Source organism: Thioalbus denitrificans, assembly GCF_003337735.1.
GTDB classification, from domain to species: Bacteria; Pseudomonadota; Gammaproteobacteria; order DSM-26407; family DSM-26407; genus Thioalbus; species Thioalbus denitrificans.
In genome coordinates this window covers 1-18167 of record NZ_QPJY01000005.1, presented here as the reverse complement: position 1 = coordinate 18167, position 18167 = coordinate 1, and the positions used below count along the sequence as shown (strand labels likewise).

The 18167-nt window shown below is 68.4% G+C and carries 17 protein-coding genes; 3 read left to right on the top strand and 14 right to left on the bottom strand.

Annotation, left to right across the window (positions count from 1 at the left end):
- Window positions 1-474, top strand: a 474-nt coding sequence (locus DFQ59_RS20065) for a PKD domain-containing protein (RefSeq protein WP_211314901.1), incomplete at its 5' end; no start/stop codon positions are given.
- 175 nt (window positions 475-649) lie between these two features.
- Complete coding sequence (locus DFQ59_RS11190; protein ID WP_114279801.1) at window positions 650-1354, top strand: DUF6448 family protein; 705 nt, start codon at window positions 650-652, stop codon at window positions 1352-1354.
- A gap of 247 nt (window positions 1355-1601) precedes the next feature.
- Here DFQ59_RS11190 and DFQ59_RS11185 read toward each other — a convergent pair whose 3' ends face one another.
- The 5 genes from DFQ59_RS11185 to DFQ59_RS11175 all read right to left on the bottom strand — a co-directional run bounded on the left by DFQ59_RS11185 (window position 1602) and on the right by DFQ59_RS11175 (window position 5705).
- A complete protein-coding gene (locus DFQ59_RS11185) occupies window positions 1602-2222 on the bottom strand; it encodes a PIN domain-containing protein (RefSeq protein WP_114279800.1) in 621 nt (206 codons plus the stop codon).
- A gap of 273 nt (window positions 2223-2495) precedes the next feature.
- Window positions 2496-2852 (bottom strand): hypothetical protein, encoded by a 357-nt coding sequence (locus tag DFQ59_RS19575; RefSeq protein WP_147275239.1) that lies wholly within the window; start codon window positions 2850-2852, stop codon window positions 2496-2498.
- A gap of 886 nt (window positions 2853-3738) precedes the next feature.
- The gene (locus tag DFQ59_RS11180) at window positions 3739-4566 is read right to left on the bottom strand and encodes a hypothetical protein (protein ID WP_114279799.1); all 828 of its coding nucleotides are present in this window, start codon (window positions 4564-4566) and stop codon (window positions 3739-3741) included.
- A gap of 62 nt (window positions 4567-4628) precedes the next feature.
- Window positions 4629-5021 carry a hypothetical protein gene (locus DFQ59_RS19565; protein ID WP_147275237.1) on the bottom strand — a complete coding sequence of 131 codons (393 nt, stop codon included), beginning with the start codon at window positions 5019-5021 and terminating at the stop codon, window positions 4629-4631.
- A 249-nt stretch (window positions 5022-5270) separates the two neighbouring features.
- The gene (locus DFQ59_RS11175; protein WP_114279798.1) at window positions 5271-5705 is read right to left on the bottom strand and encodes a DUF3465 domain-containing protein; all 435 of its coding nucleotides are present in this window, start codon (window positions 5703-5705) and stop codon (window positions 5271-5273) included.
- Window positions 5706-6009: 304 nt separating this feature from the next.
- On the opposite strand from DFQ59_RS11175, the gene DFQ59_RS11170 reads away from it, so the two are divergent.
- Complete coding sequence (locus DFQ59_RS11170) at window positions 6010-10050, top strand: hypothetical protein (protein WP_114279797.1); 4041 nt, start codon at window positions 6010-6012, stop codon at window positions 10048-10050.
- 685 nt (window positions 10051-10735) lie between these two features.
- Here the strand turns inward: DFQ59_RS11170 and DFQ59_RS11165 are convergent.
- The 9 genes from DFQ59_RS11165 to DFQ59_RS11125 all read right to left on the bottom strand — a co-directional run bounded on the left by DFQ59_RS11165 (window position 10736) and on the right by DFQ59_RS11125 (window position 18072).
- Window positions 10736-10936 (bottom strand): hypothetical protein, encoded by a 201-nt coding sequence (locus DFQ59_RS11165; protein WP_114279796.1) that lies wholly within the window; start codon window positions 10934-10936, stop codon window positions 10736-10738.
- Window positions 10937-11109: 173 nt separating this feature from the next.
- Entirely contained in the window at window positions 11110-11703 is a 594-nt protein-coding gene (locus DFQ59_RS11160) for an NAD(P)H-dependent oxidoreductase (protein WP_114279795.1), read from the bottom strand.
- A 31-nt stretch (window positions 11704-11734) separates the two neighbouring features.
- Window positions 11735-12112: a SecDF P1 head subdomain-containing protein gene (locus tag DFQ59_RS11155; protein WP_147275236.1), complete on the bottom strand. Its 378-nt coding sequence runs from the start codon at window positions 12110-12112 to the stop codon at window positions 11735-11737.
- A 201-nt stretch (window positions 12113-12313) separates the two neighbouring features.
- Window positions 12314-12982, bottom strand: coding sequence for a YiaD family glycine zipper/OmpA-like lipoprotein (locus tag DFQ59_RS11150; RefSeq protein ID WP_114279973.1), 669 nt, complete (start codon window positions 12980-12982; stop codon window positions 12314-12316).
- A 290-nt stretch (window positions 12983-13272) separates the two neighbouring features.
- A complete protein-coding gene (locus DFQ59_RS11145; protein ID WP_114279793.1) occupies window positions 13273-14310 on the bottom strand; it encodes a VIT1/CCC1 transporter family protein in 1038 nt (345 codons plus the stop codon).
- A gap of 214 nt (window positions 14311-14524) precedes the next feature.
- Entirely contained in the window at window positions 14525-15151 is a 627-nt protein-coding gene (locus tag DFQ59_RS11140) for a DUF4412 domain-containing protein (protein WP_170142134.1), read from the bottom strand.
- Window positions 15152-15273: 122 nt separating this feature from the next.
- Window positions 15274-16023 (bottom strand): class I SAM-dependent methyltransferase, encoded by a 750-nt coding sequence (locus DFQ59_RS11135; protein WP_114279791.1) that lies wholly within the window; start codon window positions 16021-16023, stop codon window positions 15274-15276.
- Window positions 16020-17369 (bottom strand): AsmA family protein, encoded by a 1350-nt coding sequence (locus DFQ59_RS11130; protein ID WP_114279790.1) that lies wholly within the window; start codon window positions 17367-17369, stop codon window positions 16020-16022. Before DFQ59_RS11130 ends, DFQ59_RS11135 begins: the two co-directional genes overlap by 4 nt.
- A 31-nt stretch (window positions 17370-17400) precedes the next feature.
- Window positions 17401-18072: a haloacid dehalogenase type II gene (locus tag DFQ59_RS11125; protein WP_114279789.1), complete on the bottom strand. Its 672-nt coding sequence runs from the start codon at window positions 18070-18072 to the stop codon at window positions 17401-17403.
- Window positions 18073-18167 lie beyond the last annotated feature (95 nt).

The window sequence follows — 18167 nt, the reverse complement described above, 5'->3', positions numbered from 1 at the left end:
AACGCCCCGCCGACCGCCGCGTTCACCTCCGCCTGCGCGGGGCTTGGGTGCGACTTCGACGGCAGGGGATCCTCCGACAGCGACGGCTCCATCGTCTCCCACGCGTGGGATTTCGGCGACGGCGCCACGGCCTCCGGGCCCACCGCCTCCCACACCTACGCCACGGACGGAACCTACACGGTCAGCCTTACCGTCACCGACGACAGCGGCGCCTCCGGGACAGTGCAGCACGACGTGACGGTGGCGTCGGGCGGCGGCGGGGAACTGCTGACCAGCAGCCAGAACAACGGCTCCACCTGGACCGCGATGGTCGAGACGGCGGACGGCTTCGGCCTCACCGGCACCTGGTCCTACAGCGGGGGAACCGGCGGCTGCTCGGCAGGCGCCTGCACCCTGGGCGGCATCCCCAAGAAGGTCCCGAGCGTGGATTTCACCAGCGGCACGGGATCGACGGTCACGGTCTTCAAGCCCTGACGCGGGCGCCGGAGCCGCCGAGGGGAAATAGGAGCGGCGGATTGGCGCCGCCACCCGGTCGCCGGGAATCCTTGCGGGTCGGAAGCAGTCGTCCGCCCCGTCCCGCGTGACGAACACCCGGCAACCGGGCCCGCCACTCGCTCGCTCTCAAATTGACGAACGCAGGGAGGTCACCATGCACCCGCTCACCCTGTCTGCGCGACAGACACAGATTCTGATTGTCATCACCCTGGTTGCCGTCGATCGTTTCGTGGCCCCGCTCACCGGTGCGGCCATTCCCGGCCTCGGCGCGGAAGGCGGCCTGCTCCTGCTCTGGGCCATCGGCCATTGCGACACGCTGGACGGGCCGCTCGCGGGGCTGGCGAGGAAGGCGCTCGAGGAGAACAACCTGAACCTGGTGCTGCCCTGGGTGCGGCCGGAGGACGACCCCGAAATCCGCCAGGTGTTCGATCACGCGCAGGCCGTGCGCAACCTCGGTCCGGAGGCGCGAACCCTGGCCGACCCGCACTTTCTGGAAACGCTCATACGCGTGCACCGGGCTGGAGAGGGCGCCGCGTTTACCGGCCTGAAGCCGGCGGGCCTGGACCTGGGACCCGCGGTGCCGGCCGCGGATCGCGCTCTCGAAACCGGTTCGCCGGACGAGGTCATCAAGCTGCTGTTGGAGGCCGTCAGCAGCGGTGTGAATACGCGCTTCCAGGCGGCATCCGGGCGACGGGACTTCGACCGGAACGATGTGGCCGCCGGCCGCAGGTATGTCGAGGCCTACGTGCCGTACGTCCACTACGTCGAGCGCCTCTGGGAAGCGGCGACCGGCGAGGTCCACGGCCACTATGCCGAGCATGGGCCCCATGAGGGCGGGCACGCGGAACATGAACACTGAGCGGGGCATGGCCCACCAGTTGCGGCGGCGGCCCGGGGCGCACGGGAAGATGGGATAGAGCGGCGCGCCGGATTGCGCAAGCGGCACGGGAACAGCGGCCACCGTGCTCAAGCCGTGGGGCAAAGAGGGCTCCGATTAACCGGACTGTGGAACGCAGAGATGGCTTCACGGGGGTAATATCAAGGCTACAGCCAGTCGCCCGGGCTGTTTGTACGAGTCAGTGGTAAAAAGCGGTGTCCCGGACGCTCTAGGCTTCCGCATCCTTCGTGTGGGTGATAGGCGGTCTGTAGGTGACGTTCTCCTTGTCGATGACGATGTATTTCTTCTGCCTCAGCAACTCCATCAACCTGGTCAGTTCCGCGTCGTCGAGCGTCTTGGTGAAGAGGGCATTGATCGTATTCCTCAGGGTTGCTACCTTTCGGGGCCGCGAATGACCCCGCGTGGCCAGGTTCTTCACGATGGCGGCGATCTTTTCCTCGGATGACGTGGCGCTGGAGATCCTGAGCAGCGGTATCTCGGCAAGGTCCTTCTCACGCTGGGCGTATATCTTGCGGTCCTTCAGGTGCCTGATGAGGGGATCGAAGCCGGTGTCCTTCGAGATGATATGGAAGTAGGCGTCGGGATCGCGCGCCGCAATCTGCCCGATGTAGAAGGCAATATGGAAATCCAGCGCGTTGGAGCCGTTGCCCCCGATCTTCACGTACTCCGCCTTATCTCCAAGAGACTGCAGGGAGGCCACCAGTTCGAAGGGCAGCTTCTCCTGGTTGGCGCCAACGAAAACCATGACCGTGAAGGGATGACCGTTGAGCAGTGCCAAGCTCTTCGGCTGGACGTTTTCGTAGTCAATCAGGACGTAGTTATTTTTCAAGTGGCATCCTCATACGTCGCCACAAATTTCGTGGTCTGTCCCCTATTATTCGCGGGCGATTACGATCACTGTACACACTGTACACCCCGGGCATGTAAATAGTACGTTGAAAACAACAAGAGCAATGTAGCGTATGTTTCGCGGCTGCGCTCGCGGGTCCGTAAAAAGTAGTCCGCATCCAAGCCACCTAATAGGTGAACTCCGTCGAGTCCTACCAGCCTCAATACGTTTCGCCTGTCCGACCTCGCTCTTCGATCATGGAGAGGTTAGACGTCACTCCTTGCACTCAACAAAAAAGTGACTCGTGAGTCGAGCATATTCCATTGCCCATACGGTCTCTGGGCCAAGGAACCCGTTTTTGCACCACCCGAGTTCTGCCAACACGTCCCCTGCATGCCGATGCATTCCTTCTCGTATTTTCTCATGCATCGGTATTTCCAACTCCAGTATTGCAGGGTACTTCTCCAGTCCGGGGTCGCCGTTGACAACAAAGTGAATCCGTTTTGGATCCGAGGTATCGCGATACACCTTGTTGTTTGCCCGCATCTCGGCATCCGCCAGGATTGGAGCACACCCGGTTTGAGCGGAGGACAGCGCCATCGCGAAAATGATTACGTTGTGATAGGTCACTGCCGATCCTCGCAGCTAAATGCGCAGCGAAAAGAGGTCGGTGATAAATGAGAACCTTTATAATTATCAGTTGTCACCGACCCCTTTTCGACCCCTTCACCGACCCCTATTCGACCCCTATTCGACCCCTATTCGACCCCTATTTGTTATACTAAGTTTTTATCATGGAATAGAAAGACCAAGATCTAACTGCTTCAATTCCATCCACCTCGAAAGTCATTAGCCCGGGACGTTAATCAAGCAAGCCATTCTCTCGGATACAAGGCAATACCCAAACTCTGTAGAAAAAGCTATTCATATGTAGACGCAGAGAAGATGGATCATTTTGGATGTGAGAATTGATTATCTTTGCGATATCACCGTTACTGTAATCTTTGGAGCATCTTAAGAGCGCGAAAGTTTTCTTTTCTGACCCTTCGAGCAGCGGGCTTGCATAATATCCATCAATTAAGCCAGCTATGTAAATAATTTGTTCGGAAAAATTCATTTCGCTATAACGGAGAACAGACACCATTCCATTTGGCACATTTACTGCCGCCGAACCCACAGAAGTGCTTGCGAGCCAAATATAAAATATTCCGATGTATTTCATATCGTAACCGCCTGATACAATTGAATAAATAGCCACCCACCCCGTATGGGGTGCATCGCAAGGCTTCTGTATATAGCGCTGTAATATACAGCACCCGAATCCTTCGATCTTGGTGGTAGCTATGGTAGCCCGTCTAATGATCGGGTTCACAATTACTGATAGTCCTTACGATTCTTTCACTTGACGCCCAACGCCTAGCTCACCCGACGAAAACCGCAACATTAAAAGCGAAAAAGGGGACGGAGGAAATTATTTGCATTTTCTCAACCCCCTTTTACTCAGCTAATTTGATTGTTAGGACTCATTGGTTTCTTCTCTAAACTCGATTCTGAGCGGAAGATCTGACATCGCATAATGAATAAACTGCTGGCCCAATCCCGTTAAATCATAACCCTCATTTTCATCGAAAGCAGAGACAGGTGGCTTTGAGCCACTGCCTTTAGGACGACGCTGTGGCGTTTTAGCAACAGGGTTGCCGTAATAGTCATATTCTCTGTGTTGACGAATAATACCACCGGTGCTGAGATCTCTAATCAACAGCTTATATAGATCTGCATCAGGTGAATCTTCACGCACCGGCCCTTTGCCTATCTTTCGCCAAATTTCGCCTCTAGTTATTCCTTCGCTATTATAGATAGCCGCAATAACTTGAAAATGCATTTCCGAATACCGGTTAATCCAGTCAATAAACATGCGAACGACATCATCGCTTGAAACCTTAGAGGCGGCAGCATTTGCAAGGATATTTCTTATATAGACACGCTTCTCATCGCTTTCCGCACCAGACCATTCACGAAATGTCTTCTTTACTAGCGATTGATATTCTTTGCTTTCAACTCGTTGTGCTATGGCTTCATCATGTAAATCTAGGCGAGCCATTATCTCAATGATTGTTTCTTCCTTTTCTTTAAGTTCGTCTTGAAGCATGCGCACCCAGTGCTCGAAGAATCGATTAACTTTCTCTTGTTCGCCTTCTGACCAGGCTCCAGCAATCGCAGACAAGACACCTCCAGCAAACGGAACCGCTCCACCTATCGCCTGGAGCGTACCCCGCGCGATCTTTGCAGATTTACTTCCTTCGGGAAGCTTAGGGTCTTCAGTGTTTTCTTCTTCGTCGCTCATGCCGATTCCTTCTTGCCCTAACGCTGTAAATCGCGTCGACTGGATTTGCCTTGTTATATGAATCAGTCTAATTTGATACTGCCTTTCATATTACTTAGCATTTCTTTTTCTGCCTTTTCTTGTTCAGCGCGCTGTTGCTCTTGGACTTGCTGCGCCTGAAGATATTCCTTATATTTTTGATTGGTTTCTTCGATAACCTTTTTCAGCTCAGGAAGATGGTGTTTCTCTAATTCTTCTGGAACGCAGCAGATCGTCAGACTCTTTCCCGAAACGGAAGCATTTCGTTTCATCATATAAAACTGCTGCTTCCACCTTGCATTAAAATAATCCGCCCATTCATATGGAGTAGAGCTAGATAATATCAATACGATGTCGTACAGGGCCTTATTCGGATCCGGCCTATGAGATGCCGCATCATCCATTCCCACTATCTTGATGTCTTGGAAAGTGCTCATTAGTTTCCTCTTTTCACATAACAGTGTATTAGGCCACATCCGGAGTATTGGCAATAGTCACGCTGCGGCCTATTGTGCGAATGACCGATGCGGTCTAGCATTCTGGAAGACGAGACCGACTCTGTGGCAAGGAAGCCACGAGGACGACATGGAGGTCTGCGATGTGCGATTCTTCCATAACTATCTGTCCTTCCTGCGGATGAACCTGCGGATGAACACCCCTGGCCCAGTTCTAACATTCCACCCCCCCTACTGATAAACCCTCCCCCCGTGCTTCAACCACCCCCCTTCATGCCGCCCGCCCGGGTCATGGTGGGTCCAGTGGATCACGCCGCCCTTGGAGTTCCACTCGTACTCCCCGTTGAACTCCACCGTGTCGCCCGTTCTGAGCCGGTCCACCCGGGGCGCCAGGTCGATGTTGTGGGCCACCAGGACGGTCTGGCCGCCGTCGAACCGGAGGATGAAGCGCTGGTGCCGGGAGCCTTCGTTGTCGTCGGGCAGGATCCTCGCCACCACGCCCCGCCCCTGGACCTGGATGCCGCTCTGCCGGTTGTCGTAGGCGGCCTGGAGGGTGCCATTCGCGCCCTGGCTCCATGAGGCCAGGTCCGGTAGGGAAAGGTCCCGCTCCTGGATGACGCCATAGGCCAGGGCCGCGGCCACGACCAGGAAAAGCAGCTTTTTCATGGCTTCGTTTCTTCTTGTCGTGTTCCGCGCCGGTCGCTTGATTCTTGCACGCGCCCCTGAATGCCTGCCGCAGCCACGGCATCCGCCCATCCGTATGGTCCCTGACTCCTGAATCTATCGGCCCTACTCCCGCCCGTCTGTAGGAGATTGCCCACTGTCGCCTAAGCCATTTCTCACACCCTTGCCCTGGCAACAGGACCGCAACCGCCTCTCAAGCCTTCATCCCGGAGCGCCTGCGCCCCTCCGCTATACTCCCCCGGAACAGACATCTCCGGACGGCAGCCTCCACAAGGAACCGGTTTCCATGCGCCCATTCGCCCTCTTCCGCCTCCTCGCCCTCCTCGCCCTGCTCGTCGCCCAGTCGGCCGCGGCCCGCCCGCTCGCTGTCGACGAGGTGCCCGAACCCCTGCGGCCCTGGACCGGCTGGGTGCTCTTCCCCCACGCGGACCGGGACTGCCCGGTGCGCTACAGCGAGCCGGTGCGGGAGTGCCTGTGGCCCTCGGCGCTGACGCTGGCGCTGGACGGGCGGGGCGGGACCTTCGAGCAGCGCTGGCGGGTGGACCGCGCCGGCTGGGTGCCCCTGCCGGGGGACGGCAAGCGCTGGCCCGTGGAGGTGACGGTGGACGGGGAGCCGGTGCTTCCACTGGCGCGCGAGGGCGCGCCCGCGGTGGAGCTGCAGCCGGGCGAGCACCGGGTCACCGGGGCCTTCCGCTGGGCGCGACTGCCGGAGCGGCTGGCCCTGCCCGCCGCCACCGGGCTGGTCTCCCTGAGCGTGGATGGCCAGGCGCGGCCGGAGCCGGTCATCGACGCCGAGGGGCGGCTGTGGCTGGGCGAGCGGGAGGGCGCGGCGCGGGAGCGGGCGCCGGAGGACAGCCTGCGGCTGGAGGTGTTCCGGCGCATCGTGGACGACCTGCCCCTGCAGGTGCGCACCCTGCTGGAGCTGGAGGTCTCGGGTGCGCCCCGGGAGATCCTGCTGCCCGCGCCCCTGCCCGCGGGCGCGATTCCGCTGGAGCTCTCCGCGCCCCTGCCGGCGCGGCTGGAGGAGGACGGGCGGCTGCGGCTGCAGGTGCGCCCGGGCCGCTGGCGGGTGGAGCTGACGGCCCGCTTCCCCGGCCCGGTGGAGTCCCTCGCCCTGGAGGCGCGCCCCGAGCCCTGGCCGGCGGAGGAGATCTGGGCCTTCGAGGCCCGCCCCGCCCTGCGGCTGGTGGAGCCCGGCGGGCTGCCCCAGGTGGATCCGCGCCAGACCCGGCTGCCCGACGACTGGCGGAACCTGCCCGCCTTCCGCGCGCGGCCCGGCGAGTCCCTCACCCTGCGGGTGGTGCGCCGCGGCGACCCCGACCCGGAGCCGGACAACCTGCGCCTGCAGCGCCGGCTGTGGCTCGACTTCGACGGCGGCGGCTATACCTTCTCCGACACCATCACCGGCACCATGACCCGCGGCTGGCGGCTGGAGGCCGACCCGGAGGTGAGCCTCGGGCGGGTGACCCTGAACGGCCAGCCCCGTTTCATCACCACCCTGCCGGGCGGCGAGCGCCGGGGGGTGGAGGTGCGCCGCGGGGAGATCCGGCTCAACGCCGACAGCCGCTACACGGCCAGCCGCGGCGACCTGCCCGCCGGCGGCTGGGGGCGGGCCTTCCAGCAGGTGGGGGCGACGCTCAACCTGCCGCCCGGCTGGCGGCTGCTGGCGGTGGGCGGGGTGGACAACGTGCCCGCCTCCTGGGTGCAGCGCTGGACCCTGCTGGATCTGTTCGTGGTGCTCATCGCCGCGGTGGCGGTGGCGCGCCTGTGGGGGTGGGGCTGGGGCGCGCTGGCGCTGGCCACACTCGCCCTGCTCTGGCACGAGCCCGGCGCGCCGCGCTGGGTGTGGCTCTATCTGCTGGCCTCGGTCGCGCTGCTGCGGGTGCTGCCCCCGGGCCGCTTCCGCCGCTTCGCCCAGGCGCTGCGCGCCCTGGGCCTGCTGGCCCTGCTGGTGATCGGCCTGCCGTTCCTGGCGGACCAGGCGGTGAACGGCCTCTATCCCCAGCTCGAACGGCCCTGGCAGGGGGTGCCCTCCCCGGTCCTGATGGAGGAGCGGGGCGCCGGGCTGGTGGCCCCCTCCGCCCCTTCGGCCGCCATGGAGCAGTCCCTCGACGCCCTGCAGGGCAAGGTGCTGGCGCGGAAGGCGGAGCGCCCGGCCGCCTCGGTCCAGACCCTGGACGAGGTGGACCCCGCCGCCGTCATCCAGACCGGCCCCGGGCTGCCCGAGTGGCAGTGGCGCGAGGTGTCCCTGGGCTGGAACGGCCCGGTGCCCGCCGACCAGCGCATCACGCTGGTGCTGCTCCCGCCGCCGGTGAATCTGCTGCTCAACCTGCTGCGCATCGCCCTGGCGGGCCTGCTCGGCTGGCGCCTCGCCCTGTGGGCCCACACCGGCCTGGGCCGGCCGCGCCTGCAAGGCGGGGGCGCGCTCCTGCTGCTGCCGCTCGCGCTGGCCGCAACCCTGGCCATGACGCCCAATGGGGCCCGGGCCGAGGTGTTCCCGCCCCAGCCGCTGCTGGACACCCTGGAGCAGCGGCTGACGGCGCCGCCCGAGTGCCTGCCCGCCTGCGCCGACATCGACCGCATGGGCCTCACCGTGGACGGGGATGCCCTCGACGCCCGGCTCACGGTGCAGGCGGCGGTGGCGACCGCCATCCCCCTGCCGCTGGACGTGCGCCACGCCACGCCGGTGGCGGTGCTGCTGGACGACGCCCCCGCCGACCTGGCCCGCACCCCGGACGGGGCGCTGTGGGCGCGGCTCCCGGCGGGCCGCCACGAGCTGCTGCTGCGGGCGCGCCTGCCCGCCGGCCGGCAGGTGCAGCTGCCCCTGCCCCTGCCGCCCCACCGGGTGACGGTGGAGGCCCGCGGCTGGCAGGTGGAGGGGGTGGACGAGGACGGCGCGCCGGAGCGGCAGCTTGTCCTCACCCGGCTGCGGGAGGCGCAGGCGCCGGCCGCCGGACAGGCCCTCCAGCCCACCGCCCTGCCCCCCTTCGTGCGGGTGGAGCGCACCCTGCGGCTGGGGCTGCAGTGGTCGGTGGAGACCCGGGTGGTGCGCCTCTCGCCCGGCGGCGCGCCGGTGGCGCTGCGCATCCCCCTGCTGCCCGGCGAGTCGGTGGTCACCGAGGGCCTCACGGTCCGGGACGGCCACGCCCTGGTGAACCTCGCCCCCATGGAGCGCATCGCCGGCTGGTCCTCGCGGCTGGAGAAGGGCGACCGCCTCACCCTCACCGCGCCGGAGACCAGCGAGTGGGTGGAGCGCTGGCAGGCCGACATCGGCCCCACCTGGCACGCCGAGCTGGGCGGCATTCCGGTGATCCACCACCAGGACCCGTCCCGCCGCTGGCTGCCCGAGTGGCGCCCCTGGCCGGGCGAGTCGGCGACCCTCGCCGTCACCCGGCCGGAGGGGGTGGCGGGGCAGACCCTGACCATCGACCGCAGCGAACTCACCGTGACCCCCGGCAAGCGGGCCACCGACGCCGTCCTCGACCTGCGCCTGCGCAGCAGCCAGGGCGGGCGCCACGAGGTGCGCCTGCCGCCGGGTGCGGAGCTGCAGTCGGTGGCCGTCGACGGCCGCACCCAGCCCATCCGCCAGGAGGGCGAGACGGTGGCCCTGCCGGTGGTGCCGGGCGAACAGCGCTACCGGCTGGCCTGGCGGCAGCCGGAGGGCGTCGAAAACCTCTGGCGCACCCCGGCCGTCGGGCTGGGCATCCCCAGCACCAACGCCGGCATCGGGGCGCGGCTCGGCCAGGACCGCTGGGTGCTCTACACCGGAGGCCCGAGCCTCGGCCCGGCCGTGCTGTTCTGGGGGGTGCTGCTCATCGTCGTGCTGGCGGCGGCCGCGCTGGGCCGCACCCGCCCCCTCACCCCCCTGGGCACCCTGTCGTGGCTGCTGCTGGGCGTGGGACTGAGCCAGGGCGGGGTCTGGTCGGCCCTGGTGGTGACAGGCTGGCTGTTCGCCCTCGGGCTGCGCGGGCGGATGCCCGCCGGGACCTCGAAGTGGCGCCACGACCTGGCGCAGATCGGGCTGGTGCTGCTCACCGTCGCCGCCCTGGCGGCGCTGTTCGGGGTGGTGCAGAAGGGGCTGCTGGGGCTGCCCGAGATGCAGGTGGCGGGCAACCAGTCCTCCGCCCACGACCTGCGCTGGTACCAGGACCTCGCCGGCGCCGAGCTGCCCCGGGCCACGGTCGTCTCGGCCCCGCTGCTGGTCTACCGGCTGCTGATGCTGGCCTGGGCCCTGTGGCTCGCCTTCGCCCTGGTGGGCTGGCTGCGCTGGGGCTGGGGCGCCTTCGCCCGCAACGGCCTGTGGCGGCGCCTGCGGCGCGAGCGGTAGGTGCGGATTCATCCGCACGGCCGTTGCGACACCGGTCGCCGGTCGCCGGGGGCCGGGAACCAGGCGCCCTGCCCGGCCGGATGAATCCGGCCCTGGGGGATTCGGGGAAGGGTGTCCGCCGAATTCCCCGCCCACCGCCGTAGGTGCGGATTCATCCGCACATGCAGGAGCCGACCGCGGGCTATGCGGACAACAGGCGCCCTGCCCGGCCGGATGAATCCGGCCCTGCGGGGCGTTCGGGGAAGGGTGTCCGCAGAATTCCCCGCCCACCGCCGTAGGTGCGGATTCATCCGCACATGCAGGAGCCGACCGCGGGCTATGCAGACAACAGGCGCCCTGCCCGGTCGGATGAATCCGGCCCTGGGGGATTCGGGGAAGGGTGTCCGCCGAATTCCCCGCCCACCGCCGTAGGTGCGGATTCATCTGCACATGCAGGAGCCGACCGCGGGCTATGTGGACAACAGGCGCCCTGCCCGGCCGGATGAATCCGGCCCTGCGGGGCGTTCGGGGAAGGGTAGCCGCCGAATTCCGCGCCCACCGCCGTAGGTGCGGATTCATCCGCACATGCAGGAGCCGACCGCGGGCTATGCGGACAACAGGCGCCCTGCCCGGCCGGATGAGTCCGGCCCTGGGGGTAGGTGGATTGACGACCGGCGACTGGCTGCCGGCTAGCGGAGACCTCTCCTCAGGTCACCTGGGTCGGCTTGTGGCGGTTGAGGATCTCCTTGATCTCCGCCGCGATGGCGGCGGACACCATCACCTTGACCTGCTTGTTGTTTTCGTCGACGAAGACCTTCTCCTGGTCGATGCCGGTGTTGACCAGGTCGTCCCCGGCATTCCGGGCCTGGCCGACGGACTCGAACGTACCCGTAATGGTCACGGTCATTTCGTGTTCCCCTTGTGTGCCGGCGCGGCAGCTACGCCTGTCTGGTGCGATTCCCTACCTGAACGCCCACACATCCTTTGTGCCTTCCCAAACGAATAGAGCATGCCCCCGGGTACGTCAAACGGTCGAATGGGCCCGGTTGCGCTTCCCGGCGCCGCGGACGGACCGGCCGCTCAGTCCCATCCGGCGAGGGCGGCCGCGACCCGATCCGCGTGGCGCTCGACCCGCGCGGGCTCCAGCCGCTCGCTGCGGTAGAACGACAGCATCCCGAACCGGGCGCGGGGAGCGCAGGTGCCGAGGATCGCGGTCCTGAGGACGCGCCTGACCGGCCGGCGCAGCAGCAGCCGGTCCACCCACCAGGGCGACCCGAGGGAGGTGACGGCGAGCACCCGGCGCAGGCCGTGCAGGCGGGGCCGGATGGGGCCGAGATCGCTGGCGTGGTCGTAGGCGATGCCCGGCCCCCAGGCCCGGTCGAACCAGCCCTTGAGCACGGCGGGGAAGCCGAACCACCAGGTGGGAAAGCAGAGCACCAGGCCCTCCGCCGCCAGGAGGCGGTCGGCCTCGGCGCGCACGGCCGCGGCGTCGTAGCGCGGCTGGTAGTAGCTCGCCCGCTCCGCGGCGGTGAGGGCCGCGCCGAAGCCGTCGGCGCAGAGGTCCTCCACCACCACCTCGTGGCCGGCGTCGCGCAGCGTGGCGACGGCCCGCGCGGCCAGGGTGTGGCAGAGGCTCCCGCCCAGGGGATGGGCGATGACGACGAGGCATTTCATGATCGGCAGGCGCCCCCTTCGCGCAGGCGGGTCAAGGTAGCGGAGCGCCGTCCCCGGCGCCCGCGCCACACTCCGGTTCCGGGCGGGACTGCCGGATCGCCCGCAACAGATCGTCGGCCGCCGCCCGGGCGCGCGGCGCGCTCGCCAGCCGCCCCCCATCGATGACGGCCCGGACAGTCGCGCGGGAGAAGACCTCGCCGCCGGCGAGCACCGTCAGCTCCCGCCCCCGGACGCGCCCGGTCAGCTCCGCGAAGGCCAGTGCCGCCGGCTCCGTCAGCCGGACATGGACCACGAAGCCCGCCGCTTCCCCGGCCAGCGCGGCCTGCGCCACGTTGCCCCGGCAGAGGCGGAAGACCGGGTCCGCGGCCGTCACCCCCGGCAGGGCGAGCATGAACAGCGCGAACCCCATCAACCGTCCCACTGGGCCTGCCCTCCTCCGTTCGCGCGCCTCCGCGTCACCGGCCCGGGGGCCCATGCCACCGGTTCCCGGCCGTCTGCGGGCGATCGGCCGCCATCCCGCCCGCCGTCAAACAATAAAGGCGGGACGGCCCCGGTGCGCATACGCCAGGGCCGTCCCGCCTCACTCAACAGTGAATCGTGTCGCAGGCGCTCAATTGTAGCGCGGCGGATCGTAGGCGCGCTGCTCCTGGCCCTCCACGATGGGCTTCAGGTAGATCTCCACGCGGCGGTTGAGCTGACGGCCCGCCTCGGTGGCGTTGGTGTCGCGCGGCTCGCTCTCGCCGCGGCCCTCGTAGCGCACGCGGGAGGGATCCACGCCGCGGCTCTGCAGGTAGTTGGCCACGCTGCTGGCGCGGCGCTCGGAGAGGCGCTGGTTGTACTCGGCCGAGCCGGTGCTGTCGGTGTGGCCCACCACGTGCACCACGGTGCGGTCGTACTTGCGGAGGACATCCGCCAGCTTGTCCAGGGTGGACCGGAAGGCGGGCTTGATCCGGTCGCTGTCGTAGTCGAAGGAGACCTCGCTGTCGAGGGTCAGCTTGAGGGTGTCATCCCGCAGCCGCTGCATCTCGATGTCGTTCTGGGCGACAGTCTGGCGCAACTCCGCCTGCTGCTTGTCCATGTAGTTGCCCACCAGGCCGCCCGCCAGCGCGCCCACCGCCGCGCCCACGAGGGCGCCGGAGCCGCTGTCGAGCTGGTGGCCGACCACCGCCCCGGCCACGGCGCCGATGGCGGCACCGGCCTTGGTGCGCTGGTAGGGATCGTCCGCGGCGCAGCCGGCGAGGGCGACGCCGACGGCCACTGCAAGTGCCAGTTTCCGCATGTTCATAATCCTCCGTTCTGCAGGTGGCCGGTTCGGACCGGCACCCGGGGGGGGTTCCTTCCTCATTCTAGACCCTCGCCACGAATTTTTATGGTCGTGGCATCGGTCCGGATACATTACGACAAGGCCCTTGCCGGAACCACCCCGGTGTGGCTCCGGCCAGTGCCCCATCGCCCCGGGGGCGGGCCTCCCACAGGCTCCGGTCGGGCCAGGGGGGGTGTGCGGATGAATCCGCACCTACGGGAGGGGCGCCCCCGCCGCGACGAGTCCGGCAGGGCGGCGCGGGGCGCTCACGCCAGGCCCACTCCCAGCAGGCGGCCGATGAGGTAGGTGGTGAGCCCGGCGCCGCCGCCGATGAGCAGCATGCGCAGGCCGCCGAGCACGGCGTTGCGGCCGGTGAACAGGCTCAGGGCCGCGCCCACGCCGAGCAGGCTGAGACCGGTGAGGAGCGCCGCGGCCACCACGCCGCGCCCCGCCCCCAGCCCGAGCAGGAAGGGCAGCAGCGGGATCAGCGCCCCGCCGGTGAAGGAGAGGAAGGAGAACAGGGCCGCGCCCCAGGGCGAGCCGAGGTCGTCGGGGTTGAGCCCCAGCTCCTCCCGGGCCAGCACGTCCAGGGCGTGCTCCGGGTCCCGCATCATGGCGCCGGTGACCCGGCGCGCCGCCTCGATGTCCATGCCGCGGGCGGCGTAGATGAGGGCCAGCTCCTCGGCCTCCTCCTCCGGGTACTCGGCCAGCTCCTCGCGCTCCAGGCCGATCTGGTACTCGAACATCTCCCGCTGGGAGCGCACCGAGATGTACTCCCCGGCGGCCATGGAGAGCGCGCCGGCGAGCAGCCCCGCCACCCCGGTGGTGATGATGAAGGCCACCTCGCTGCCGGCGCCGGCCACGCCCATGATGAGGGCGGCGTTGGAGACCAGGCCGTCGTTGACGCCGAACACCGCCGCGCGCAGGTTGCCGCCGCCGCGGCCCTGGTGGCGCTCGCCCACCTCCTCCACCGACTGGGGCATCGGGTGGTGGCGGGGCGCGCCCGGGGCCAGGTAGACGGACATCCCGCGCACCTTCATGGCCGCCAGCACCGGCCGCATCCGGCGCGGCCCGAGGCGGCGCACCAGCCGCGCCACCAGCCGCGCCCGGGCGGTGGGCCGGAACCGCGGCGTCTCCGCCCCCGCCGCGGCCAGCTTCGCCGCCCAGGTCTGCGCCTGCCCGTCGGCCGCCTGCGCCAGGTCGGTGAACAGGCGGCTGCGGACGGGGTCCGGCTCGCAGGCGGCCACCACCCGGTAGAGCCAGGCGGATTGCTTCTCCTCGAACCAGCTTTCGGTGAACGACATGGCGCGGCTCCGGCCGATGGTTATTGCTTCAGGCTGGCAGCCTGTCGGACTTGAGCGATCGTAGCGAGCCGAGTGGGAGAGCGAGGACAGATGGGGCCGATTTCGAGGCGCATAGTGGGTCTATGTAACGAAAAATCGGTCCCATATGGGTCGCTGTCCCGCCGGCGCAGTAGATCAGTCTCAAGTCCGACAGGCTGCCAGGAGCCCGCCAGCGTCACATGCCGCCGCCGGGCGCGCCCATGCCCATCCCCATGCCGGGCATGGTCATCCTGCGGTAGCCGTCGGGCACCCGCAGCAGGGCGTCGTCGACCCCGCCCTCGCGGATGTTGCTGTACCGGGTCACGGTCTCGCCGGCGGGCATGGTGGCGACGATCTTCACCGGGAAATCGAGGTCGCGGGCGATCCACTGGGTGGAGGCGCCCATCTGCGGATCGTGGAAGGTGTAGCGCACCTTGAGGCAGTCGTAGCCGGAGACCTCCTCGCTGCCGAGCTCCTCGCGATCGGCCATGGCCGCCAGCGGGTCCTCGTCGCCGAGCTGGCCGTAGCCGGTGTCCGGGGCCTGCATCTCGAAGTAGATGCGGTTGGCGTCGTCCACCATCGTGTTGGTGCCGGTGGAGAGGTCCAGGATCATCACCGTGCGCTGCCCCATCATGGTGAACTCCTGGCGCATCCGCTCGCCCTTGACCCAGAGCTTCCCGTTCATCGCCTGGCCGCCGGGGGCGGTGCTGTGGACGTCGGCGGAGAACTCCGCCGCGCCGGCCGTGGCCGCGCCCAGCCCCGTGAGGGCGGCACAGAAAAGGGCCGTGGCGACGGCCCGGGGGGTCTGCATTGAAATGCCCATGATTCGCTCCTTTGCCGATGATTCACGCGGCGGCGGCCGCGCCTGTTCCTTCACGCGCCAGTGTACTGCCATTCGCCAATCCGCGGTCGCTTTCCAGTGCGAAAACCGGCGGGAATCGCGGCTCAGGCCACCCCCACCCGCAGGTGGAGCGGCCAGCGCACCGGGCGCGGCGTCTCCGGCTCGCCCCACGCTTCGCGCAGGGGCCCGGCCACCCCGGCCACCGGGTCCCGCCCGGTGGCCTCGCGGCAGCGTTTCACCGCCGACCAGGTGCCGAGATAGCCGAGCAGGTCCGCCAGCCGCCACTCGGCCGTCATCTCCAGGGCCGGCGGGGCGAGCTCGGGGAACGGGAACGGCAGCTCGCGGTAGCCGGTCTCCACGTGGTGGCGCTCCGGCGGCCACCAGGGCCCCACCGCGTCGCGGTAGAAGCGGCCGAAGACGGCGTCCACCGCCGGGTCGATGGCGAGCAGGTCGTAGGTCCACAGCGCCAGCACCCCGCCCGGGCGCAGCACCCGCCGCGCCTCGGCGTAGAAGCGGTCGAGGTCGAACCAGTGGGCGGCCTGGGCCACCGTCACCAGGTCCAGCGCGCCGCCGGCCAGGGGCGCGGCCTCGGCCGCCGCCGCCGCGTAATGGACCCGGGGATGGGCCGCGGCGCGGCGCAGCTGGTCGGCGCTGGCGTCGGTGGCCACCACCCGGTCGAAGTGGCCGGCCAGCCCCAGCGCCGCCTGGCCGCTGCCGGTGGCGCAGTCCCAGGCCAGCGCCCGGCCCGGCGCCCGCGCCGCGAGCCAGTCGAACAGGGCCGCCGGGTAGCCGGGCCGGTGACGGGCGTAGCCCTCCGCCAGGGCCGAGAAATGGTCGGGGAAATGGTTGCTCACTTGGCCTCCTGCTCCTCCCTGTCGCCGCCGAGCAGGCGCCCGACCCCCTTCAGGATCTTGCCCGCCCGGATGCCCACGGCGGTGCCCAGGCCCGGCCCCATGACGGCGGTGCCCGCGGCCGCCCCGGCCAGGGCCTCCTCGGTGATGCGCAGCCTGGGCTCCGCCACGGTGCCGCTCACCCGCAGGGGGATCGAGGCCAGGGCCGTGGTCCGGCGCAGCCCCACCTCCATCTCGCCGCTGAGGTTGCGCGCCGGGTCCACGCGCACGTCCCCGGCGGCCTCCAGCGCGCTGGAGGCCACCTTCAGCCCCGTCAGCCGCAGGTCCCGCCGCTCGAGCCGGAGATGACCGCCGAGGGTGTCGAAGCGGGTCTGGCCGCCGGTGAGCCCCTCGCGGGTGAAGGTCTGGCTGGCCCGCTCCAGGTCCGCCTCGTGGAGGATGCCGTCACTGATCCGGAAATCGCCCGCCACGGCCAGCGCCGCGATCAGCTCCGCCGGCCGCGCGGCCGTGCCGCTGAAGGTGAAATCCCCCTGCAGCCGGCCCTCCAGGGCATGCTGGCCGAATTCCGCCAGCAGCGGCCCGAGCCGCAGGTCCGCCGGCTGGGCGCGGCCCTCCAGGTTCCAGCCCCGCGTCCAGTCCAGCCGGGCCGTGCCCGTCACCCGCCCGCCGTAGGCATCGCCCCGCAGGCGGGTGACCTCCAGGACCGTCCCCGCGAGGGTCGCCTCCGCCTCCAGCCGGGCGAAGCGCAGCGGCGCCCGGGCGAAGGGCAGGCGCCAGTCGTCCGCCCGCAGCCGCAGGGCGTAGGCGCCGGCGGCATCCGCCGGCCCGGCCGTGAGCCGCGCCCGCCCGCCGTCCGTGACGGTCGCCTGGAGCGGCTTCCCGTCGGCGCCGAAGCGGGCTTCCAGGCGCCAGGGGCCGAGCGTTTCCCCGTCGGGCAGCACCAGGGTCACGTCGCTGGCCTCGAGCCGGTCCAGGCGCACCCGGGGAGCGCCGCCGGAACCGCTGCCGGCCAGCCCCCGCAGCCGCTCCAGCGGCAGGGTCGCCCCGTGCACCACCAGGCTGGAAATCTCCACCGCGCCGCCGAGCAGCGGTGCCAGGGCCAGCCGCAGATCGGCCGCGCCCAGCTCCAGCCCCGGGGCCGGGCCGATGCCCAGCTCCGTCACCACGAGGCGGGGGGCGGGCAGCAGCGACCAGGCGATGCCCCCGAGCCGCACCGGCTGCCCCAGCGCCGCCGCCAGCTCCGCCTCCGCCGTCCCCCGCAGCCGCTCGGCGGGGATCAGGAAGGGCAGGGCCAGCAGCCCGGCCACGATGACCGCCAATCCGGCTCCGATCCAGCGCCAGCGTCTCATCCCTGTCTCCTCCTTCCGTCCCGGTCCCGGCTCAGGTGGCCAGCGCCCCGGGCAGCTCCAGCAGGCTCTCCAGCCGCGCGGTGGGCTCCAGCCCCCAGGGATCGTAGACCGCCTCCGGGGTGCGCCGCACCCAGGCCGCGCACCAGCCCGCGGAGAGCGCGCCGATGACGTCGAAGGGGTTGCCGGAGACCAGCCAGGCGCCGCCCGTGGTGGCCCGGGTGGCGCGCAGGAAGTGGGCGTAGACCGCCGGGTCGGGCTTGAAGCTCCGCACCGCCTCCACGCTCACCACCCCCTCGAGGAGCGGGGCGAGCCCGGCGTTGGCCAGCACCCGCTCCACCTCCGCGGCGGGGCCGTTGGAGAAGGCGAACAGGCGCCGGTCCGCCGCCGCCAGCGCCTCCAGGCAGGGCCGCGCGTCGGGGAAGGCCGGCAGGCGGCCGTAGGCGGCCATCAGGTCGTCCCGCTCCGCCCCGGAGAGCGCCGCGCCGAGGGCCGCGCAGGTGTAGTCCAGGGCCTGGCGGGTGCAGGTGGTGAAGGGTTCGTAGTTGCGCATCAGCCCGCGGCGGAAACTGTACTCCAGCTGCTTGTCCCGCCACAGGCGGGCGAAGGCGGGGGCGCGCCCGCCCACGTGGCGGGCGAGCTGCTCCGTGACCCCGGCGGTATCCACCAGGGTGCCGTAGACGTCGAAGGCGAGGGTCAGGGGCATCGTGTTCCGTGTTCCGTGTTCCGTGTTCCGTGTTCCGTGTTCCGTGTTCCGTGTTCCGTGTTCCGTGTTCCGTGTTCCGTGTTCCGTGTTCCGTG